The organism is Corynebacterium amycolatum SK46, from assembly GCF_000173655.1.
Lineage (GTDB): Bacteria > Actinomycetota > Actinomycetes > Mycobacteriales > Mycobacteriaceae > Corynebacterium > Corynebacterium amycolatum_A.
Map to the genome: position 1 here is coordinate 76,300 of NZ_ABZU01000010.1, position 22,067 is coordinate 98,366.

Genomic DNA, 22,067 nt, shown 5'->3' on the forward strand with positions numbered 1-22,067 from the left:
TGAATCTCGCTTAGGGCGCTTTTGGGTAATTTAACCCAACAATTTTTAAAAAAACAGCTAACGGCGGTGCTCAGTAACGAAAAGCTGCGTTTGCACGCCGCAAGCTTTGCTTTACGACGGAGCCCCCAACGTCGTAAAGCAAAAGTGCCGGATGTCGCCGCTACACTTCGTAGCGATTCGGCTCCTCACCGAGGTGGAAATGGCGACCCGAAACATCATTCGGGGTAATGCGCACGTAGTTGTACTTCAACGTCGGCAGCCAGGGCTTCAGCGGCAGCTCATCTGCAGCGTTAATATCCGCGCGGGAGGTGAGAACCTCTGCGTCACCCTTTACGATGACCGACCATGCCTTCTGAGCATCCTTGTCAACAAAGTCGGCCTCAAAAAGAACATCGTGGTTCAGAGAAACAGTAAAGAGCTTCGACCCCTCGGCAGTGCGGAAGTAAATGCTCCCCTCATGAACAACGTAGTTCAGCGGGAAAAGATCCATATCGTCTTTACGACGAACGACCAGGCGCCCAAAAGTCTGCGAAGCCAGCAGCTCAAGGGATTCTTCGGTGGACAGTTTCTGAATAATGGAGTCGTTGTGTGCCATACCCCCAGTATTCCACCGTTCAGACAAAGTTGCTACAGCCATACGGATTACCAATCATTGAGGTAAACGGCGAGCACCCCCAGGGGTAGATACAAGAAACCCCCCGGTCATAACGACCGAGGGATTTCATACTGGTGGAGCTAACGGGATTCGAACCCGTGACCCCCACACTGCCAGTGTGATGCGCTACCAGCTGCGCCATAGCCCCAGAATCAACATCGAAGTGGCTTTCACCCTCCGCTGTGGACTCCTCAAAGGCTACATGGCACTGTCATGTATCACCAAATCCGCATGTAGAACACTCTTTTACGTATTCGCCGAGTGCCCCAGAGCGAATCTGCCGAACATGAACTGAAGATGAATCGTGTGAGCGTGCACGGAACCTAGCGCAGGGCCACCTTGACCCACTGCCCCAGTCCGCCATCACCGGAAATGTTCTCCAGAATATCCTTGCCATCGACAAAGACGTGTGGCGAGGAAACCTTGCCCAGGCGCTTCTCAAGGTCATCGAAGTTGGCATTTGCACTTGCCTTGGCCTCGGTGGTGTCGATGCCGGAACGGACCTCGCTGACGATTTCGTCAGCAACACCGAGCTGCTCCAGGCGGTCAGCCAGCTCATCATTGCTCCACGTGACGGAGTTCTGCTGGTCAGCCATCATCATTGTGTGGAAGTTCCAATATGCGCGAGCATCGCCGGTCTCAGCAATCTTGCGGGCAATCGCGTAGACGCGAGTGGAGTGACCGTCACGCTGCTCCTTCTCCTGACCATCCAGGAAGTTCAGCGTGCGGTATTCAGCGACAAGCTTGCCGTCGTTTAGCGCCTTGAGCTCATCACCGTGGCCCTCTTCGCTCATCTGAGCACAGTAGTGGCACGAGAAGTCCTCAAAAATCGTGGCCGTTTTAGCCCCTTCGGCGCCGTCCTTGCTTAGTCGGATGACATCGCCGTCGAGTGCGACGGCGAAGTCGACGTCCTCATCTGGCAGTCCCTCAATCGGCTGCGACCGACCGATGTAAATAACGCCACCAATAACAACTGCAACGACAGCAAGAAGAGCAATCAGGCCGACGACGAAACCACTGCCCTTTTCATTTGGATTCTTAATCTTCTGACTCACACCGCTTACGATAGCGGTGTTTTCTTGCCAATGGCACAATTGCGCCTGAGAAAACGGAAATGGTTGTTAGGCTTCCCCTCTAGCCAGCGGACTAGGCGTAAATGGCAAACTTCTTCCACGGCCACACGTACACGAATACAGCCAAGGCCAGAAAACCAATATCTCGGGCGATTTCCGTCAGATACGTAGCGGGGCCAGCGTTCTCGTCGTAGCCACCGCCACCAAAGCAACCGCAGTCAATCTGCAGGCCGCGCGCCCACGCCGAGATAATGCCGCCTATAAACACCAGCAAGAGCGCGCAAGACAACACTGCTACCGGGCGCAGGAAAAGCCCCAATACCAGCAGGAGTCCAAGGATGACTTCGAAGGCGGGCAGCGCAACCGCTACCATCGGCACCAAATCGCTCGGCAGCAGCTCATAAGCTTGCACTGCCTGACGCGATTCCAGCGGGTTCAGCAGTTTGATAAGACCCGAGTACAACCAAACTGCAGCCAGGCCGAATCGTGCTACCACGCCTACGAAATTCTTCATACACAGAAATGTTAATACAGGCTAACTGTTTACAGCTAGCCCAACGGCTACCGATTACCCGTTCAGAACAGCCGAGACCACGTCCTGCGCCTCAGCCTGAACTTGCGCCAGGTGATCTGCGCCCTTGAAGGACTCCGCGTAGATCTTGTACTTATCTTCAGTGCCCGACGGACGTGCCGCGAACCAAGCGTTCTCCGTAACCACCTTGAGGCCGCCAATCGCAGCGCCGTTGCCCGGTGCTTCGGTCAGCTTGGCTGTGATGGTCTCCCCTGCCAGGGTGTCGGCCTTGACCTGCTCCGGCGAGAGCTTCTTCAGGATTGCCTTCTGCTCACGGGTTGCGTCCGCATCGGTGCGGGCGTAAGCCGGGGCACCGTACTTATCGGCGAGCTCTGCGTAGAGCTGCGATGGAGTCTTCTCGGTCACGGCCTTAATCTCGCTGGCCAGGAGGTCCAGGATGATGCCGTCCTTATCGGTAGACCACACAGTGCCGTCGTGACGCAGGAACGATGCACCAGCGGATTCTTCACCACCGAAACCGATGGTGCCGCCGAGCAGACCCGGGACGAACCACTTGAAGCCGACTGGAACCTCCACGAGCTTGCGGCCCAAATTGGCGACGACGCGGTCAATCATCGACGAAGACACCAGCGTCTTACCGACCGCGGTCTCCTGCGACCAGCCCGGACGATGCGCGAAGAGGTAATCAATGGCAACGGCCAGGTAGTGGTTCGGGTTCATCAGACCCGCGTCCGGTGTCACAATTCCGTGGCGATCGGAGTCCGCGTCATTGCCGGTGGAGATGTCGAACTTATCGCGGTTACCAATCAGGGACGCCATCGCATTCGGCGAGGAGCAGTCCATACGAATCTTGCCGTCTGTATCCAGCGTCATAAAACGCCAGGTCGCGTCAACCAGCGGATTGACCACAGTCAGATTGAGGTTATGCGCATCGCCAATTGCGCCCCAGTAATCCACCGACGCACCACCCATGGGGTCAGCGCCGATACGCACGCCGGCATCACGGATGGCGTCGAGGTTGACAACATTCGGCAGGTCCGACACGTATGCGTTGAGGTAGTCGTGCTTTACGACGAGGTCTCCGGCCTTGTCCACCAGCTGGCGCTTAACCCCATCCAAGCCCTTAGCCAGGTATTCATTGGCACGAGCTGCAATCCAGTCCGTCGCATCCGCGTCCGCCGGACCACCGGTCGGCGGGTTGTACTTAAAACCACCATCCCGTGGCGGATTGTGGGAAGGGGTAATCACGATACCGTCGGCACGCGCGGAACTACTCCCCGTCGGGCCTCCCTCCACGTCGCGGTTGTACGTCAGAATCGCGTGACTGACGGCCGGAGTCGGCGTGTAGCGATCCTGAGCGTCAACCATCACGGTGATGCCGTTGGCGGTGAGGACCTCGAGGGCGGAAATCATTGCCGGCTCGGACAGGCCGTGAGTATCGCGGCCCACGTAAAGCGGACCTTCAATGCCCTGGCCCTTGCGGTAATCCACGATGGCCTGAGTGGTGGCGTGAATGTGGTCTTCGTTGAAAGCGCCGTCGAGAGAGGAACCGCGGTGACCGGAAGTACCGAAGACGACCTTCTGGTCGGGGTTATTCGGGTCCGGGTGCTTTGTGTAGTAAGCAGTCACCAGTTCCGCGACATCGATAAGGTCGGATGGCTGGGCCAATTGCCCGGCGCGCTCATGAGCCATTGTGGGTATCCTCCTGCTGAATCGGCGAACTGCGCAACCACCGATTTCACCGCCGACGAGCCGGTCGGAATGGGGAAACCGGATTTAAATGCGCTTCCTCTTCCCCAGTGTCCCCGTTTTAGGGTCAGCGCGCATGGCAAGAACCACTCGGTAAGGCAAACTCGCCCCTGCAATAGGGTGCAGTAGGTAGATTTTCGCGTGCCGACGGAAACACCTTCTCGTGAAAGATTCCGAATTGTCGGCGCCTACCTCCCCTTTCGCCACTGTGCTAGCGTCTTCACCGTGAATGAGGAATCTGTCGCTGCGAAACTGCCATCAGCAGGACGAGCGCAGGTTCTCATGGCCCTGGTTGTGGCCGGCGGAGCCGCTATTGGCGCAGTGAGTCGCTTTCTGCTCGGCGCGGCAATTGATGCGATTGTGAGTTCGGGAATTAGCGCAGTTTCGACCACTGTCATCAACTTGTTGGGATGCCTTCTCTTTGGTCTGGTCAGCAGTATCGCGTTTGCTAATCCCCGGCTTGCCGCTTTCTGCGGTACCGGCTTTTGTGGTGGTTTCACCACTTTCTCCGCATTTGTCATTCTTTTGTTGGCGCAGGCGGACGCGTCAGTCATGCTGATTGTGAGCGTTGGACTTATTCACCTGCTGTGCTGCCCTCTCGCCTACTGGCTGGGCACCAAGTGCGTACGGGAGGTCGCGGAATGACCGGCGATCTCCTCAGTTCTTTTCCCTCGGCGCTCTCTGCCATCCTCGCTATCGCAGCTGGCGCCGCAGTAGGTGGAGCGCTGCGCTATGCGCTGGCCGAACTTGCGGTGAAGTGGGCTGATTCCAAACTGCCCGGAACGTGGACCGCGAATATGATTGCCTGCTTCGTCGCCGGTGTCGCTGCTGTGGTGTGGCCGCGGGGAACGTCGATAAGCGATGGCATGACGTCTGCCCTGGCCTATGCGGCGGTAATGATCGGCTTCGCCGGCGGCCTGTCGACGTGGTCGACGCTCGCTGGAGAGATCGTACGCCTTAAGAACCAACACTTTTGGAGGGCATGCGGGTACGTTGCTCTCACACTGATTGGCGGAATAATCTTTGCTTTCGCCGGAATGTGTTTACCCCCACTTGTGGCGAATTAGTAGCACATAATCGTTTTCTGAGAATTTAATGATCGGATTTAGGCTTTCTACCAGTAAAGTTCCACAGCATGGAAAGCTTCAGCGATTTTGCCTCAGCGGCGGATAGTTTTATTTGGAGTCCGTATCTCCTCATCCCCGCGCTGATCGGCACCGGAATCATTTTGACCATTCGCCTGGGTGCAATTCACCTGGTCAAACTCGGCCCGGCACTGCGCCTCGGACTCATCGACCGTAACGACGAAGATGCCGAGGGAGATATCACCAACTACCAGGCGCTTGCGACGGCTCTCGCGGCAACAGTCGGTGTCGGCAACATTGTCGGTGTCGCCACCGCGATCGGCCTGGGTGGACCCGGTGCGCTGTTTTGGATGTGGGTGACCGGCCTGCTAGGTATGGCATCGAAGTACTCCGAGGCATTCCTGGGTGTGAAGTACCGTCAGGTCGATGCGGCTGGCGAACAGTCCGGCGGTCCGCAGTACTACCTGCGCAAGGCCATCCCGAATGGTTTTGGTAAGACGCTGGGCATTCTCTTCGCCGTTTTCGCTGCGCTGGCAGCGTTTGGTATCGGCAACCTGACCCAGGGCAATGCCGTGGCCTCGAACCTGGAAAACAGCTTCGACATCGAACCGACGCTCTCCGGCATGATCATGTTCATCCTGGTAGGCGCAGCTCTGATGGGTGGCATTAAGTCGATTGGCCGCATCACCGCCGGCTTTGTGCCGATGATGATTGTGCTCTACATCGGAGCGGCAGTGTGGGTGCTCGTCGCCAATGTCTCGGCGCTGCCCGAGACCTTCAAGCTCATCTTCACCGATGCTTTCACCGGCACCGCGGCCGTTGGTGGGTTCGCAGGCTCCACGCTGATTCTCGCCCTGCAGATGGGTGTTGCCCGCGGTCTGTTCTCCAACGAGTCGGGCCTGGGTTCCGGCGCTATCGCCGCTGCCGCCGCATCGACCACTCACCCGGTTCGTCAGGGTCTGGTCTCCATGACTCAGACCTTCATTGACACCATCATCGTCGTGTCCTTCACCGGCCTGGTTATCATCAGCACCGGTGTTTGGCAGGATGGCAACGTCGACACTGGCGCTCTGACTGCTGAGGCATTCTCCCGCGGTCTGCCTGGCCACTGGGGTGGCACTATCGTCACGCTGTCGGTTGTCTTCTTCGCATTCTCCACCATGCTGGGCTGGTCCTACTACGGTGAGCGCGCCTTCGAGTCCCTGGTCGGTCGCCGCGGCACCGGCCTCTACCGCGCGGTCTTCACCTGCGTGGTCTTCGTCGGAGCTGTTACTCATCTGGAAACCGTCTGGTCCGTCGCCTCGGCACTCAACGGTCTGATGGCACTACCGAACCTCATCGGTCTGGTTGTCCTGTCCGGACTCATTGCACGCGAGACAAAGGCCTACCTCAGATTTGACCCGCAGCTGCGCGCAACGGCTGCGGAAATCGATAAATGGCAGGCTCAGCAAGACTTCGAGGCCTTCAGCAAGAACTAGCTGCAACTAGCAGCTGCCCGTAGGGGCTACGGCAAAACTACGAGCAGGTCTGCGCGGTCTCCGGCTTTTCGATTGCCGCAAGCGCGTCGTCAAGCACAGAGACCTTTACCAACTTCATATCGCCTCGGTCGGCAGTCACAGCCTCTGCGCAATTGCCTTCCGGCACGAAGAACATCTCGGCGCCCTCATCTCGGGCGGCCGAGATTTTGTGTGTAATGCCACCGATTTCGCCGACGTTCCCGGCAGCGTCAATAGTGCCGGTGCCAGCAAGGCGCTGCCCCTCGGTCAGATCGCCAGGACTCAGCTTGTCGATCACTCCGAGCGTCATCATGAGACCCGCCGACGGACCTCCAATGCCGCTGAGCTGGTACTCAACCTTGGTGTCGTCCGCGGATTGTGCCCCCATCCCAACGCCGAGCAGCGCGGTATTCTTCTGATGCGGGTTTTCCGCCAGTGTCACCGAGATATCGACGGCTTTCTCGGGGTCAGAGTCCTCGCCCTTAGCAGTCTTCTGCTTATCGACGGTCGCAGGTTTGACCCTCAACGTGACCGTATCGCCCGGGTTGCGTCCGGCAATAATCGCCTTGACCTGCTCGGGCTTGCTTACTGCCACCCCATCCACTGCGAGAATCACATCGTCTTCATGCAGTCGGCCATCGACGGGACTATCCGGCACTGTGTAGGCGACGGTGACTTCCATCGGCAACCCGAGATGTGCCAGCGCGGCGGACGTGGCGTTGGCCTCCGACTCGGTGAATGCAGCCTTGTTCTCCTCTTCCACCTCGTCCTGGCTCTGGCCCGGAGGGAAGACCGCCTCAATGGGGACGATATCGTTGTCACGATCGAACCACAGGCCAATGACCTGCGGCAATGTCAGGTTATGCCTGACTGCAACGGTTGTCATATCCAGCGTGCCCTTAGAACGTTCGGAGTCCGCAGCACTGCCACTGACCGAGATAATGTTCTTTCCTTCGACATCGCTGAGGACATCGAAGACCGGGCCAGGCCCCTGCGCTGCATAGGGCACTGTCAGCGTTGGCAGCGAAAGCACAGTTGCCAACGCGGCGATGGGCACAGCGCCCGCAACAAGAGTTTGGGTACGACGATTCACAAATAACACCCTACATTCTCGATATCTGCCTACTGGACACCTGATGAATCTTGTCCGTGTCTGTTCGCTGGGCGCGAAGTTGCCAATAAAGTGGTGCTTTTAAGTACTCACGCGGGTCATTGCCCGGTACGGTGGGAGCATGAGTTCTAACGGATTTGGCTTTGGTCCGAACGACAATGATGACGATCGCGACGACGCTGGCAACAATGACTCCGGCCAGGGCGGTCAGGGCGGCCAGGGCGGTCCTTTCGGTTTCTTCGGGTTTCCCTTCGGTGGCATGGGCGGCGCCGGTGGCTTCGGTTTCGGCGGCCCCGGGCAGCCCGGCAGCGGCGCCTCTGGCAAGGGAGACCAGCCGAACTTGGGCGATATTCTCAACCAGTTTGGCGAGATGTTCTCCGGCATGGGGCAGCGATTCCAGGAGTCTAACTCTGGCCCTGTCAACTACGACGCGGCCGAGCGCGTTGCGCGGACCCGTCTTGGTAACCCGGCTCCGGTGAAGGACTCGGCTCGCGAGGCGCTGACTGATTCCTTGCGCCTGGCCGAACTGTGGCTAGATGATGCCACCTCCCTGCCGGCTGGTGTCAACCGCGTGGAAGCGTGGAATAGCCTGCAGTGGTTGGAGAACACCAAGTCGACATGGACTCGCCTTGTCGATCCCGTCGCCAGCCGCATGAGTGATGCCTCCCTCGAAGGCGTTCCAGAGGAAGCTCGCGAGATGATGGGCCCGATGCTGGGCATCATGCGCCAGATGAACTCGATGAGCTTTGGTACTCAGCTAGGAAATGCGCTGGCTGAGTTGGCACAGACGAGCCTGACTGGTTCTGACCTCGGGCTGCCGCTACACACCACTGGTGCGGCGGTACTGCTGCCAACGCATCTCGTAGCTCTCGCGGAGGAACTCGAGGTTCCAGCGCGCGATCTGTTTATCTACGCCACTGCCCGCGAAGCTGCCCACCAGCGTCTCTTCGACCGCGTGCCATGGCTGGCTGAACGCATGATTTCCTCTGTCGAGGAATACGCTGCCGGCATCGTCATCGACTATTCCGCAATCGAAGAGGCCGCCCGCGGTCTGGATATTGAGAACATGCAGGATCCGCAGCGTATGCAGGAAGCTATGAGCGAGCTGCAGAATATGGATCTGAGCCCGAAAATTCGTTCTCGTAACGAGAATGCTCGTACTCGTTTCCAGACGCTGCTTGCACTGGTCGAAGGGTGGGTGGACATGGTTGTCACCGATGCCCTCGGTGAGCGTCTACCAGGTGCCGCACAGCTGGATGAAGCCTGGCGTCGTCGCCGCGCCACCGAAGGTGCTGAACAGGCGCTGGAGAAGGCCACCGGCATTGACCTCGGCTCCCCCAAGGTGCGTGAGGCAACCAACTTGTGGCACCGTCTGACCACCGCTGTGGGCATCGAGCGCCGCGACAAGGTCTGGGATCACCCGGACTTTCTGCCCGTGGCAGAGGATTTGGATGAACCCGCGGCCTTTATTGACTCGGTTCTTGGCGGCTCGGACAACGATGACTTCGACCCGATCGCAGAGCTTGAAGAGCAGCTGCGCAAAGAAGCCGAAAAGCGCGCGGCTGAGGGCAAGGACAGCGACACCGACGAGGACAATTCTGGCGACACCGACGACGATAAGTAGCGAGTTAGCTCTGGGTTCCCCAGCGCTGATACGCCTCTAGATAGCCCCGTGCCCGTTCGTGGTACGGGGCTTTTGCCGCCCAATACCAGAACTCTTCGGTATGACCACCGTCGACGAAGGTATGGACCAATTCGTGCACAATGACATCGTCGAGGACGTACCCCGGGACGTCGGCAAGCCGGTGTGAGATGCGAATGCGCCCTGGACTATCGACGCCGCCGGTGACCGATGCCCACCTGCGCGACATGTTCTTGACCCATTTGATTGACTCGAACCGCGGGCGATCTTCCAGCACCGTACGAGAGAGCAGCCGTGCGCGGCGCTCAAGGTCGGAATTATCCAGGTTGCTGCCAACTTTTTTCCGCACTCGTGCAACAATTTCATTGACCTGCTGTTTTTCCGCAGCGGCGCTGAGGTCGTCCGGAACCATGACAATGATCCGGTTTCCCTCTGCGCGGGCGGACACAGTACGGCGGCGGCGCTTCGAGCGCCGAACCTCAACATCCGGGCCGTACTCAGGTCGCTTGGTGCTCATGCTTTTTAAGCGTATATGCTCTGCCCTGCGATTGCGCAAAAGTTGGCCCCGGGGTAAAAGATATTTTCATGGGGGAATACAGGGATACGTCTCGGGGGCGGGATGGTACGGCTGGCGTAATGGGTTCGGACGCACCCGCGGCACAAACACTTTCCGCGCCTGCCACGGACTACGCGCTGCGACCGGAGATACCGATTGTCATGCGCCCAGGCGCGCGGATTCAGTTCGGCGTGGAACCGGAGCGCAGCATGGTTCTGCCGCTTTCCGACGGCACCCCGCCGGGGCCTGTCTTCTCGGCGCTTCTTGCAGCGCATAGAGGTAGCACCTTAGGCGAGGTCTTTGCTGACAGTCACGACAAGCTGTCACCGCAGTTCATTACCGCACTTATCTCCGACCTTCACCGAGCCGCACTGGTCCAAAAACCACCGACCCGGCGGAGGATTACGCTAATCGGTCGGGACAGTTTGCGCACCGGACTTTTAAAAGAGCTTCGTCGCACGGGCTGTGGTAGTTGGACGACGTCAATGTCACCCACTCGCAATGCGACGCTGAAAATATCTCAATCCACGCCGGAAGACATCGGACTCGCGGTGGTCACGGGCATGGAAGTACCGAGCATGCCCTTGGTTCGCGCTCTGTTTCATCGTGGAATTGAGCATCTGCACACACATTTCCGCGATGGGGCACTGATTCTTGGGCCGCTTGTTCGGTCAGGTCAAGGACCCTGCTCGATGTGTTTCGAAGCTTATCGACGAGACCGCGACCCCGTCCGGGCACTGATTGCGCTACAGCTTCGCACTTTTACGCCGGTGGCCGCACCGGAATGGCTGAACACAGCGGTGCCACTGTTGGTTGGGCAGCTACGGCGGCCGGATCTCTCAGATCTATGTGCAACGGAGGTGCGCATAGATTTGGAAAGCCTCGATATCACCCGCACTACTGTTGCTCCCCACCCGCAGTGCCCAGTGTGTGGTCATGGCAACTCGCAGATGCAGTTCATGTAATTCGAAGTGCCTTGAGCAGAATTTGACTAGGAATTCACAAAAGAATTGACGATTCCCAAGATTCCTTCGCCGAAATGATTGAGCTTCGCTTCTCCGATTCCGGGAATTTGCAGAAGTTCCTCCGGCGTAGTCGGCTGCTGCTCACCGATGGCCAGAAGAGTCGCGTCGGAGAAGATCACGAATGCGGGGACGGTCATTTCCCTCGACATTTCCAGACGCCATGCACGCAATGCTTCCAGTAGTGCAGGATCCGCACTGACTGGGCACTCTTCACAGCGCCCTGAGATCCGCTCCGCATCGGTGTGCAATGGCTTAGTGCAGCCCTTGCACTGTTTGGACTGCTGACGCTTACTGCGGGAGCTAGAGCTCCTTGAGCTTCGGTGTGCCGCAGCCGAGTAGTCAGAGACATCAATGTCGAGTTCATCGAGGAATCGTGTGCGGCGACGTGACCTGCGGCCGCCTTCTGTCCGCGACAATGACCAAGATAGCTCCAGATGTTCGCGGGCTCGCGTAATGCCGACATAGAACAGACGGCGCTCTTCTTCGATGGCTTCCGCCCCCTGCGCAGGAGAACGGTCGAATTTATTCAGCGCATGTTGGATAGGCAGCGAACCGTCGGTAAGCCCAACGAGGAACACCGCATCCCACTCCAGCCCCTTGGCTGCATGCAGGCTAGCCAGCGTCACCCCATCCAGCGTCGGTGGGTGTTTGGCCTGCTGCCGGGTGTGCAATTGACCGAGGAGCGCCTGGATATTGACCTCGGTGTTGGCATGAACGATGTCCTTACACAAGTCAAATAGGGCGCGGAGTGACTGCCAACGTTCCCTGGCACCAGCGCCTTCCGGCTCTTGGTCAGTCATGCCAAGCCCCGCGAAAACCTGCTTGACCAAATCCAATAGATTCGTGCCCTGCAATGTCGGAACAGTCCGTGAGGAACGGGAAACTCGCACAAGTGCTGCGATGGCATCGCGGATCTCGGGACGCTGGTAGAAACCGTCCCCGCCACGAACCTGGTAGGCGACTCCTACCTCGGACAAAGCCTGCTCAAAAACTGCGGACTGTGCGTTGATGCGGTACAAAACGGCAATCTCCGATGCCGGCGTACCCGCGTCAATAAGTCGCTTAATGCTTCGCGCGGTCGCGCGAGCTTCCATCGGCTCATCGTCGTACTGGTTGAAAGTCGGCTCCGGGCCGTCTTGACGCTGTCCAATTAGCTTCAGCCGCGAGCCGGCGATACGCCCCTGCGCACGGCCGATGACATTGTTGGCCAGCTCAACGACCTGTGGGGTCGATCGGTAGTCCCGCTGTAGGCGGACCACTGTGGCTTCGGGGTAGTCCCGAGAGAAGTTCATCAGGTATTGCGGAGTCGCACCTGTGAAAGAGTAAATCGTCTGGTTGGCGTCCCCGACAACTGTGAGGTTGTCACGGTCTCCCAGCCAGGCGTTGAGAACTCGCTGCTGCAACGGGGTGACATCCTGGTACTCATCGACGACGAAGCACCGATACTGGTTGCGGAATTCCTCCGCCACTGCACGGGAATTCTCCATCGCACCGGCGGTGTGAATGAGCAGGTCGTCGAAGTCAAGTAATAGCCCGTCAGGAGTGGTTTTGATGTCCTCGTAAGCGCGATAGCAATCGATAATTTTCTCCGCAGACAGAGGCGCCGTGCGCCCATGCTCCCGCAGCGCGGCTTGGTACTGATCCGCACCGGCCAGAGTGGCCTTCGCCCACTCAATCTCGCCCATGACATCGCGGATTGTTTCCTTGGAGGTGTCCAGGCCCACCCGACGTACTGCTTGGGCGACAACACGGAATTTCTTGTCATCCAACAGCTGCCAAGGCATATCACCGGCGACTTGGGGCCAGAAGTAGCGCAGCTGGCGGAGTGCTGCCGAGTGGAAAGTACGCGCCTGGACTCCAGGCGTGCCCATCTTTGCCAGGCGGTCGCGCATCTCCCCTGCTGCACGCGAGGTAAATGTCACCGCTAATACCTTCTGCGGCTGCACAAACCCCTGGTCAATGAGGTACTTGATGCGATGAGTAATTGTTCGGGTCTTACCTGTACCGGCTCCGGCAAGAATGCACACCGGCCCCATCGGAGCCGTGGCTGCCTCGCGCTGATCTGGATCCAGCCCAGCTAGATAATCCGGCTCGTTCACATCCGCCTCTGAGTAAGTCAAAAGTTGTTAGACCCCATTTTTAAACTGGTCGAGTGCTATTCGTCATTGCTGTAGACACGGCGGACGTACAGCAACCGGTCGCCTGGCTCCACCGACTCACACTCCGGTGAATCAATTCGGTACAGCTCACCAGAGCGCACCACGCCGAGTGCAATATCCGCGAGGTGCCGTGGGCTGGCACCGATTTCCTCTTCGGTGACCAGCCTCTCTGCAACAGAGAATCCTTCATCCGGGCTCAGGAGGTCTTCCATCATCTCCACCACCGAAGGAGTCACCGTGGCCAGCCCCAGCATTCGGCCGGCGGTTTCAGAAGAAATAACCACTTGGTCTGCACCTGACTGTGTCAACAAGTGGCGGTTTTCTGATTCACGCACTGAAGCCACAATGGAGGCACCCGGTGCCAGCTCACGGACAGACAACGTGACCAACACCGCTGTGTCATCTTTGTTCGGTGCAACGACAATAGAGCGAGCACGCTGAATACCAGCTAACTTCAGCACATCGGATTTAGTAGCCGACCCATGCACCGTCGCCAAGCCTTGATTCGAAGCGTGGTCGAGTGCTTCCTTGTCCGTATCAATGACAACGATTTCTGCCGGATCTACGCCGTCCGCGAGAAGCGCTGCAATGGCAGAACGCCCCTTGGTGCCGTATCCGATAACGACGGTGTGGTTGCGCAACTGTCTCCTCCAGCGCTGAATTTGCAAGGTTTTCCGAGACTCTTGGGTCAAAACGGTCAGAGTAGTACCGACCAAGAGAGCAAGGAAGGCCACACGCAGTGGCGTAATGATCAAAATATTGAGTAATCGAGCCCTCTGTGTCACCGGCGTGATGTCACCGTAGCCCGTCGTGGACAGGCTGACAGCCGAGTAATACACCGAATCGATGAAGGTAAGAGGCTCCGTATATCCGTTGCGGTCGTAGTAGACCACGACGGATGCAATCAGCAGCAAAAATACGGCGTAGTTCAAACGACGTATGATTAGCCGCCAAGGATTCTTCGGCGCGGACTCAGGCAGGCCAATGACTCCCAGCAGTGCATGCCCGGGAAGATCATTGAGCCCGGTTTCGTATCCCGAAGATTTCCGAGTTGGATTACGCAACCGCTCCTCGCCTGCCTTTCATAAAAACTCCTCCCGGTGAAAAATAGCGCATACAAACTGCTGCTTTCACCTGGATAACTGGCCACGGCCACGCGGCAGTTACATACGTAGATGATTATCCAATCAGCTCGCGCATTTTCCTGTCCAACTCTATCCTGCTTGGCAGCAGCGCTTCATCTGGTATTAGCGTCCGTCCTGCCGAAACGTAGAAGAACCCGGCTTCAATTTCTTCGGGGGCAGTTTCCATTCCCATCTCGCGCAGCCTATCCGACCACGCCAGGCGGTAAATCGCCAGCTGTAGCGCCGCTACTTCCCTTTCCTTTCCGCGCGGCATCTGGCCTGTCTTCCAGTCAGTGACGCTCCACTTCCCGTTGTCGTTAAACACCGCGTCGATTCGGCCGACGACCCTCCGCTGCCCGATGGCAATTTCAAACGGCACCTCCACATGCGTTGGCGTGCGGTCAGCCCACTCAGATGCCTCGAAATTCGCCTTCAATTTCTCCAGTTCGCGTTCGGACGCGACTTGTTCTGTGCCGAGGAAGTCATCCAGTTGATCCCCGAAGAGATCCTCATCGTCCAGCAGACTGTGTGCACCGAAGCGATTCTCCAACCAAGCGTGGAATGCCGTACCTCGGCGCGCGAATCGGTTTGGCTTAAACGGCACCGGGCGTGCTTTCCGACGAGCAAACGCGACCGGATCCGCAATCATGGCTTGGTATTCGCTAGTGGACATGCTTGTCGGCATTGGTAGATGAATCTCCGCGGCCTTAGCTCGAAGGATTTCATCCACGAGAATGGTCGTTTCCGTTTCCCATACCTCAGACAGGTCACCTGCAATGGGGCGCTCATCCTGGTCCTCGCCCATATAGCGCATGACGCTTTCGGCTGCTCGCTGCACACTATCTCGACGGTTCCCCAGGGTATCGACGGGCCAGACCACCCCATCAACCGCAGTGTCGCAGTCCAAATCGACTTCGGTGTCCTCTACCTCAGGGTCCTCGCCATCTGTCCAAGACACCACATAGTCACTGAATTGCGTGGCGATGGCTCCGAAGTCTGCCGACACGTCAGTGGGATGCTTCAAGCTCGGATTAGGCCGCCTGCTTGCAGTAACAATGAGCTTTTTTGCAGAGCGAGTCATGGCAACGTAGAAGAGGCGCTGTTTCTCTTCCCTTTCCACTTCTCGCAGCTCTTCCTTGTATGCTTTGATCACCTTGTTGAGGTCCGTCTGGTTATCTGCGCCTGATATGTCCAGTTCGGGGGCGTTGCTATCGACAGAATCAGCGACAGGAGCCCAATCGCCTGCTGCAAGCCGTGTTGCATCCTCTGTTGGTTCTGCACTAGCCGTTAGCGGATCCACCTGGGTAATTGCCCCGGGAGGAAGCTGAACTGAATTGGTGAGCCACGATGACAAATCAACTTTATCGAACTTGCTGGTGGTGATGCCCGGAACAGCAACCGTTTCCCACTCCAACCCTTTTGACTTGTGCATAGTCATGATTTGGACGCAGTTTTCCGGCATGTTCATAGGTGCCCGTTCCAAACCATCATCGTGTTCGACGGCGAATTCCAGATAATTTAAAAACCCTGTCACATCGTCCGAGATATTTTGAGAATACGTCGCAGCGATATCGACAAACCTATCCAGATGCGCGGTCGTCGGCCTGGTTATCGCAGTAGCGGAACCGTACTGTCCAGCCGCTGCTTCTACGCGAATTCCGAACTCAGTAGCGATGTCCTCGACCAGTTCCGGCAGAGGCTTATTCAGCGAGAACCGACGTAGTTTTCGTAGGCTTGCACCCAACTGTGCGATGCGCACCATTGCTTCATCTGTATAGTTCAGTGACTCGCTGCAGACCAACCGCCCATTTTTCTCCACACTGCCGCGCGCCAGCGGGGTGCCGTCGTAAAAACGAATATCCGGGTCGGCGATGGCGTGCCCCAGCCCCACCGCGGACGATGCCGCTTCGGCATCTTCCACAAGCTTGTCGTACTGGCGAGCGAGCTGGGAAAGCGGTGAGGAGTCTGAAGTCTCTTCGACGTTGCCCATCTTTCGGGCCAACTCGTCCTTTCCTGCCATTGCCAGCTGGTCTACACGAGTACGAAGTGCCTCCACGTCTGCGGCACCCAAATTGAACTGTGGGCTGAGCAGCAGACGCAGAGCATCCTGGTCTGAACTGGGGTCGACCAATATCTTCATCGCCGAGGTGATATCCATAACCTCGGGCAAGTGCAGTAATCCAGCGAGTCCCACAATGATTGCAGGCACACCCCGCTCAGACAGTGCATCTAAATAGACAGCCGATTCAGCATTTGTCCGAACCAGGATGGCGGCATCGAGCTTGTTGCCAGCTGCTTCACATTCGCGTAATTGCGCCTCCATGCAATCTGCGATGTATGCAACTTCTTCCTCACCGGTTGCGGTGAAAGCAAGCTGCACTTCACCCTGACCTGCTTTTGGACCGGCATCCAGTGCCTCTACCGTACGAGCCTGTCCCGCGAAAGCACGGTCGGAGACTGCGTTAGCAAGCTGCAGCACTGACTGCGGGTTTCGCCAAGAAATGGTCAGTTGCTTTTTCTCCGCTGGCTGCCCATCCGACCGCGGAAAATCATTCACAAACTGCACAAGGTTTTCGGCAGTTGCTCCTCTCCAGCCATAAATTGCCTGCATCGGATCGCCGACAGCGGTGACACAACCACCGGAGAACAGCGCACGCAGGAACAGCCGCTGTGTGTGCGACGTGTCCTGGTACTCATCGAGCATGATGTTCTTAAAGCGACGCCGCTCCTCCTCCCCGACTTCCGCGAAGTCGGTGGCTAGCCGGGCCGCACGAGCCATCTGCATACCGAAGGTGGCGACATTTTCTTCATTGCACCGAGCTCGAACCTGCTCAACCAGCGGCAAAATCTCTAATCTCTCTCGCTGCTTATCGACGATGCCCTGTAGATCGCCAATTAGCCCCTCGCGTTTACCCTTCTGCGGGGTCTGCTCAATATTGCTGATGAATGCTTCGGTTTCCTCGCGAATCGCCTGCGGTGAAGAAAGGTTTGAGTCGATGTTCGACCCCAGCTCAATAATGCGACTAGCCAGCGTCGATGGTGCAATGTCGACATCAATTTCGGTCACATTGCGAGCGGTTTCCCAGGCCAACTGCCACTGCGTCGCGCCATCCATAATGGTGACCCCCGGCTCCGTCGGCAGCAAAAGACCATAATTGCTCACGACTTCAGAGGCATAGGCATCGTAAGTAAGCGTGGTTGGGGCAATGACCTCGAGGCTTGCTAGTACCTCTGGTGAAGCTTGTGCACGAAATGCAGCGGAGGAAGCAAGCGCATTGAGCTGCTGGCGGATACGGACACCGAGCTCGCGCGCTGCCTTCCTGGTGAAGGTCAAACCTAGCACTTCTTCTGGGCGGATAAAGCCGTTGGCGACCAACCACACAACACGGGCAGCCATTGTCGCTGTTTTACCAGCACCGGCACCGGCAACAACAAGCATTGGTTCCATCGGTGCACCGATTACCGCCGCTTGTTGCGGGGTGGGCGGAAAGTCCTGCCCCATCATCTCCGACAGCGTGACGGGATCAATGATGGTTCGTTCCTCCGACATGACTACCGATTCCCTTCTGCTGCCGGGCACGCCTTCGAAAGCGTGCAGAACTTGCAATGATCACCAGCGAGCGCCAAGGCACGAGGGCCAGACGTCGCACGTGCTACCTGCTCCACGCGACGCTCCCAGTCAGCCAATTTGTCTTCCGTAAGCTTTGACTGTTCGCGGCTAGTGATAATGGTCTTATTGTGTGACTTTCGCGGAAATACCAGGTATGCCCCAGATTGTTCAATGCCTTCGCCGTTGTTCACAGCAAGCCCATCTCCGCTTTCAACGAGCTTCCCTTTCGACAACGCCAGCTGATATGTAGCTAGCTGTGCGTGTCCTTCTACTTCTTTACCGGAGGGCGCTGTCTTACCGGTTTTAATATCGACGATTTGAACTGCCCCATCAGCGTCTTCAATCAACCGGTCGATTCGTCCGACAATCACGATGTCATCGTTGATGTTGACTTTTACTGGAACCTCGGTTCCGATATCTTTCTTGGTCTCAATCCACCGCTGCCAATCCTCCAGCCCGGTCAACCAGGTCTCTTCCTCAGTACGCTTACGCCACTCCGGATCATCGGACAGGTCACCAAAAACACGCCGGATCTCGGACTGCGCCTCAGGCACAGTCACTCCCTTGGCTACTGCTTCTACCGCCTGATGCAGTAGAGAGCCCAAATACATGGCCGATGTCGGTGCTGATTTATCCAACATGGCCTTCAGCGGGCAATTCAGGGTTGCTTCCACCTTGGAGGGGTTGATTCTCATCGGCTTCTTGTCATTTACCGGCTTCGAAGTCGACGGTGCACGGAGCCCCCACCAGGTGTCTGGATGTGCGCCAGCAACCTCAACCTGCGCCAATCGTGCGAGTTGACGTGCAGCTTGTCGACGCCGCGTCTCAGTCTCCGCATCGTCCACAACGGCTGCACGCAGTTCTGCCAGCAGTGACTCCACAGAGAGCACCCGTGGCAGGCCTTCACCGGCCCATGCGACATCTTCTGCCTCTGCAACATCCGGTTTGCCGACGTTTGCTTCATTAGCCGTAGCCCCGACTCCATTCGCAGCCGACGAGGCTTCCGACTGTTTCGCCAGCTCCGTCGCCGAATTACCGAGCTTTTCAACGAGCTCGATAATGAACGGACTGGGAACTCCAACATCATCAGGAGAATCGACTGCGGTCAGCAGTACCCTGTCGCTAGCCCGTGATACCGCGACGTGCAGCAAACGACGTTCCTCCGCCAGCGCATCCGCCATGGAATTGATGTACTCCCGCGGCTCAATTCCGTGGTCGACGAGACCGATGAACTCGTTCTGCTTCATCACCGAACCAGTCACACCGAGGCTGGGCCACTGGCCTTCCTGGACTCCAACAACTGCTACTGCTTTCCACTGCCTGCCCAGAGCCGCATGCGCTGAGAGAATGCGCACGGCATCGCGCTCTACCCCGCTACGGTCACGTGCGCCGATGGGCAGCTCCTGCTCTTCCACCGAAGCGATAAAACCGTCAACCGTCAGTTTTGGATTCAGCTCCACACGGTCACCAGCAAAGTCGAACAGTGCCATCACAGCATCCAAATCGCGGTCAGCCGATGCTCCAGCTGTACCGCCGCGCAACGATGCCGCCACCAGATGGTCTGCCAAACCAGTGGACTGCCAAATAGCCCACAAAGTTGCTTCCACACCATCGCGCAACGCTTCACGAGCTGCGCTCAACAAATCCAGCGGCACCTGCAGCGCCTGACGTTCACGCTGCGACAGAGACTCAATAAGCTCCAGCTGCTCAGTTGCGAGTCCATCTGCCTTCAAGATTCCGATGAGCTGAGTCATCGCGGCCCCGCCGAACAGATCCGCCTTTCGAATTCCGCGCAGCAGACGCTCTTTGACAATCGGATCCATGTTGACCAGTGGGCCGGAGAGGAACTCGTCCCACTCCACGTCATCGAGCTGGTTCATAGTTGCCCGCAACGCCACCATCAGCGCTCGCACCAATCGCTGATGACTTAGCACGATGTCCGTTGGGTCAATCTGCACAGGCACACCCGCACGCGACAACGCGCGGAACAGAGAGGACTCCCCTGCACCAGACCGGACGATGACCGCCATATCCTTCCATGCCACCCCCTCGTCAATATGAAGGCGCCGGAAGTAGTCCGCGACTGTGGCTCGCTGTGCACGTTCAGAGGGATGAATAGCTATTTTTACTGCACTTTTAGCTGCGTACGAGTCTTCCGCTGCGGCTGTCTCACTGTTGCTTCCAACTTCGGATTCACGAGCTTCTTGTGTTCCAACTGAACCAGCAATGCCACGGTATGCAGGAGCCTTAGGCAAGCGCTGAGAAACAGCGTTCGCTAAATCGGCTATATCAGCGTTACAGCGGTACGACTGCTGCAAGTGGATTGCCTTGTACTCGGCCTTACCAGTCCCCCGGAGATAGTCATTATTAGCACCGCGGAAGTGGAATACCGATTGATCTTCATCACCAGTAATGACGGCTACCGCCGCCTGCGACACAAACCGATCCACAAGACGTGCAGCCTCCGGGGATAAGTGTTCAGCATCATCGACCAACACCACCGACTTTCCCCACCGAGCCAGTGCTTGCGCGTCTGCATCCAGTTCCATCAATGCCGCAGAGACAATCTCTGCTGCGTTCAGGCTGGGTTCCCACGCCAACCGCATAGTCTGCTGATACTCCGCCATAAACTTGCCAGCCGCGCACCACGACTCAATGCCATAGTCCACGCCGAGCTGTTGAAGCCTCGGGGCATCAATCCCCCGCTCAGCTGCACGCAGTAGAAAGTCACGAACCGCACGGGAAAAACCGACTAGTGGAAGAGCCGGGCGCAACCGCTCTGGCCAATACGCACCACCATCTTCCGCATGACCGGCCAAAAGTTGCCGCACGACAGCATCTTGGCGTGCACCAGTGGTCAACGATGGTTCAGGTTCTCCTCGACTAACGGCGGCATCACGTACTACTGCATAGGCAAGTGAATGCACGGCACGCACCATGCCACCTTGGCCTGCCCCGACCGAACCACCTTCCCCCACTTCACAGGCAAAACGCCTGTCAATATCCCGCCTCAATTCCGCAGCGGCCTCTTTTGACTGTGACACCACCAAAATGCTGTCCGCCGGAATGCCCGCCTGCATGTAGTCCACCGCGAGATCTGCCAGCAGCGAACTCTTACCAGTCCCTGGGCCGCCTAAAACGCGCACAACAGGCTGGTTTACAAGCTTGTTCGCTACCACGAGCGTCTGATTATGGGAAGGGAAAAGCGTCTCTACCGCAGTACCCAACCACTGCCGACGACGAGGCGGTTCCTCCTGGACGAACCGAACCTTCGGCATTCCATCTACGTTCATGTGCACCATTGTGGCACAACCCCCGGACCAGAACTCGAACGCCCATTCGATTTAGGGAGAAAAGTACCCCCGCCCCAAAAACTCCCGCAAATACTGCCCGGCGTTACTTAGACACAAACGCGCGAACTAGCGAAGCCGCGCGGAACAGGCCGCGATACGCACCCGGCTGCGATTCCGGACTAACAGCGTGGACAAAAAGTCGATAACACATCGCACGAACGAGCAGCTGACCGAAATCCGGCAGGTGATCGAAGCGCCGCAGCAGTTCCTCATCAGCACCCATCATGGACAGACAATCCACTGCCGCCAAGGCAGCTGTCCAACCACGAACATGCCATGCTGGCACGATATCGGTGAGAACCGGGGCGGCCGTGCCGTCGTAAAGCAGCGTGCCGACGAGATCTGCGTGACAGACCTGCAGAAGCTCCGTTGGCACTACCATCTCTGCCCTCAACTGGAGAAGATCACCGGAGATTGTGAGCGCCTCGGCACAATCGGCGCGAGGGACGCTATCCGCGTCGAGAAGCTGCTCGAGGATTCCGATTGGGTCAGAGTCCCAAGCTGCGCGATTACACATGACGAAGTAATCGGGCTCCTTATCAAGGAGGAACTGCGGCCGTTCAATACTGGCAAGCGACTCTTCCACGCGACCAGCGGCAACAATAGTTTCATCGGCACGTGGCGCGAATCCCCCCGGGATGAAATGACGAGCCTGCCACCCAGCAATGACCAAGCGGCCGTCACTGGTACGCACGGATTTCGCCACTCGGACGCCATCCACATCTAGCGCGCTGCGAACCTTTGCAGACCACAGCGCCTGCGCCGAATTATGTACCGGCGAAAGGACAATGGAATCGTCGTAGACCCAGCCATTGTCCCAAGCTCGCCCGGCACGATGCGGCTCGCCCTCGGCACCAAAGGCCTCTAAAACACGGTTGGGAGGAGTGGCGATCATAG

16 protein-coding genes and 1 tRNA gene are annotated in these 22,067 nt (G+C 57.7%); 5 read left to right on the forward strand and 12 right to left on the reverse strand.

Translation table 11 applies throughout. The annotated features are described in order from the left end of the window. Positions 1–160: 160 nt before the first annotated feature. From CORAM0001_RS07625 to pgm, 5 genes are all read right to left on the reverse strand, one after another. Positions 161–595: a pyridoxamine 5'-phosphate oxidase family protein gene (locus CORAM0001_RS07625; RefSeq protein WP_005511171.1), complete on the reverse strand. Its 435-nt coding sequence runs from the start codon at positions 593–595 to the stop codon at positions 161–163. 132 nt (positions 596–727) lie between these two features. Continuing rightward, positions 728–803: transfer RNA gene (locus CORAM0001_RS07630), tRNA-Ala, on the reverse strand. Positions 804–978: 175 nt separating this feature from the next. Then, positions 979–1,710 carry a DsbA family protein gene (locus CORAM0001_RS07635; protein WP_005511130.1) on the reverse strand — a complete coding sequence of 244 codons (732 nt, stop codon included), beginning with the start codon at positions 1,708–1,710 and terminating at the stop codon, positions 979–981. 91 nt (positions 1,711–1,801) lie between these two features. After that, a complete protein-coding gene (locus CORAM0001_RS07640) occupies positions 1,802–2,242 on the reverse strand; it encodes a MauE/DoxX family redox-associated membrane protein (RefSeq protein ID WP_005511211.1) in 441 nt (146 codons plus the stop codon). A gap of 54 nt (positions 2,243–2,296) precedes the next feature. Further along, complete coding sequence (pgm, locus tag CORAM0001_RS07645; RefSeq protein WP_005511175.1) at positions 2,297–3,952, reverse strand: phosphoglucomutase (alpha-D-glucose-1,6-bisphosphate-dependent); 1,656 nt, start codon at positions 3,950–3,952, stop codon at positions 2,297–2,299. Positions 3,953–4,234: 282 nt separating this feature from the next. On the opposite strand from pgm, the gene CORAM0001_RS07650 reads away from it, so the two are divergent. From CORAM0001_RS07650 to CORAM0001_RS07660, 3 genes are all read left to right on the forward strand, one after another. Next, the gene (locus CORAM0001_RS07650; protein ID WP_244262021.1) at positions 4,235–4,654 is read left to right on the forward strand and encodes a fluoride efflux transporter FluC; all 420 of its coding nucleotides are present in this window, start codon (positions 4,235–4,237) and stop codon (positions 4,652–4,654) included. Continuing rightward, entirely contained in the window at positions 4,651–5,076 is a 426-nt protein-coding gene (locus tag CORAM0001_RS07655) for a fluoride efflux transporter FluC (protein WP_005511192.1), read from the forward strand. The genes CORAM0001_RS07650 and CORAM0001_RS07655 overlap by 4 nt, the downstream gene beginning before the upstream one ends. 68 nt (positions 5,077–5,144) lie before the next feature. Further along, positions 5,145–6,572, forward strand: a complete 1,428-nt coding sequence (locus CORAM0001_RS07660) for an alanine/glycine:cation symporter family protein (protein WP_005511167.1) — start codon at positions 5,145–5,147, stop codon at positions 6,570–6,572. A 37-nt stretch (positions 6,573–6,609) separates the two neighbouring features. Here CORAM0001_RS07660 and CORAM0001_RS07665 read toward each other — a convergent pair whose 3' ends face one another. Next, positions 6,610–7,683, reverse strand: a complete 1,074-nt coding sequence (locus CORAM0001_RS07665; protein ID WP_005511156.1) for a YlbL family protein — start codon at positions 7,681–7,683, stop codon at positions 6,610–6,612. Positions 7,684–7,822: 139 nt separating this feature from the next. Between CORAM0001_RS07665 and CORAM0001_RS07670 the strand changes: the two genes are divergently transcribed. Beyond that, on the forward strand, positions 7,823–9,325 hold the full coding sequence (locus tag CORAM0001_RS07670; protein ID WP_005511181.1) for a zinc-dependent metalloprotease: 1,503 nt from the start codon (positions 7,823–7,825) through the stop codon (positions 9,323–9,325). A 4-nt stretch (positions 9,326–9,329) separates the two neighbouring features. On the opposite strand, the gene CORAM0001_RS07675 is transcribed toward CORAM0001_RS07670, so the two are convergent. Further along, positions 9,330–9,860, reverse strand: a complete 531-nt coding sequence (locus tag CORAM0001_RS07675; RefSeq protein ID WP_005511210.1) for a YgjP-like metallopeptidase domain-containing protein — start codon at positions 9,858–9,860, stop codon at positions 9,330–9,332. 119 nt (positions 9,861–9,979) lie between these two features. Between CORAM0001_RS07675 and CORAM0001_RS07680 the strand changes: the two genes are divergently transcribed. Then, on the forward strand, positions 9,980–10,864 hold the full coding sequence (locus CORAM0001_RS07680) for a TOMM precursor leader peptide-binding protein (RefSeq protein ID WP_244262022.1): 885 nt from the start codon (positions 9,980–9,982) through the stop codon (positions 10,862–10,864). A gap of 26 nt (positions 10,865–10,890) precedes the next feature. Here the strand turns inward: CORAM0001_RS07680 and CORAM0001_RS07685 are convergent, their stop codons facing one another. The 5 genes from CORAM0001_RS07685 to CORAM0001_RS07705 form a co-directional block, all read right to left on the reverse strand. Then, a complete protein-coding gene (locus CORAM0001_RS07685; RefSeq protein WP_050773631.1) occupies positions 10,891–12,960 on the reverse strand; it encodes an ATP-dependent DNA helicase UvrD2 in 2,070 nt (689 codons plus the stop codon). Positions 12,961–13,079: 119 nt separating this feature from the next. Beyond that, entirely contained in the window at positions 13,080–14,147 is a 1,068-nt protein-coding gene (locus tag CORAM0001_RS07690; RefSeq protein ID WP_005511168.1) for a potassium channel family protein, read from the reverse strand. Between the two features lie 115 nt (positions 14,148–14,262). Then, the gene (locus CORAM0001_RS07695) at positions 14,263–17,757 is read right to left on the reverse strand and encodes an ATP-dependent helicase (protein WP_005511112.1); all 3,495 of its coding nucleotides are present in this window, start codon (positions 17,755–17,757) and stop codon (positions 14,263–14,265) included. 2 nt (positions 17,758–17,759) lie between these two features. Continuing rightward, positions 17,760–21,110: an ATP-dependent helicase gene (locus tag CORAM0001_RS07700; protein WP_244262023.1), complete on the reverse strand. Its 3,351-nt coding sequence runs from the start codon at positions 21,108–21,110 to the stop codon at positions 17,760–17,762. 103 nt (positions 21,111–21,213) lie between these two features. Continuing rightward, positions 21,214–22,065 carry a TIGR02569 family protein gene (locus CORAM0001_RS07705; protein WP_005511152.1) on the reverse strand — a complete coding sequence of 284 codons (852 nt, stop codon included), beginning with the start codon at positions 22,063–22,065 and terminating at the stop codon, positions 21,214–21,216. Between the last annotated feature and the right edge of the window lie 2 nt (positions 22,066–22,067).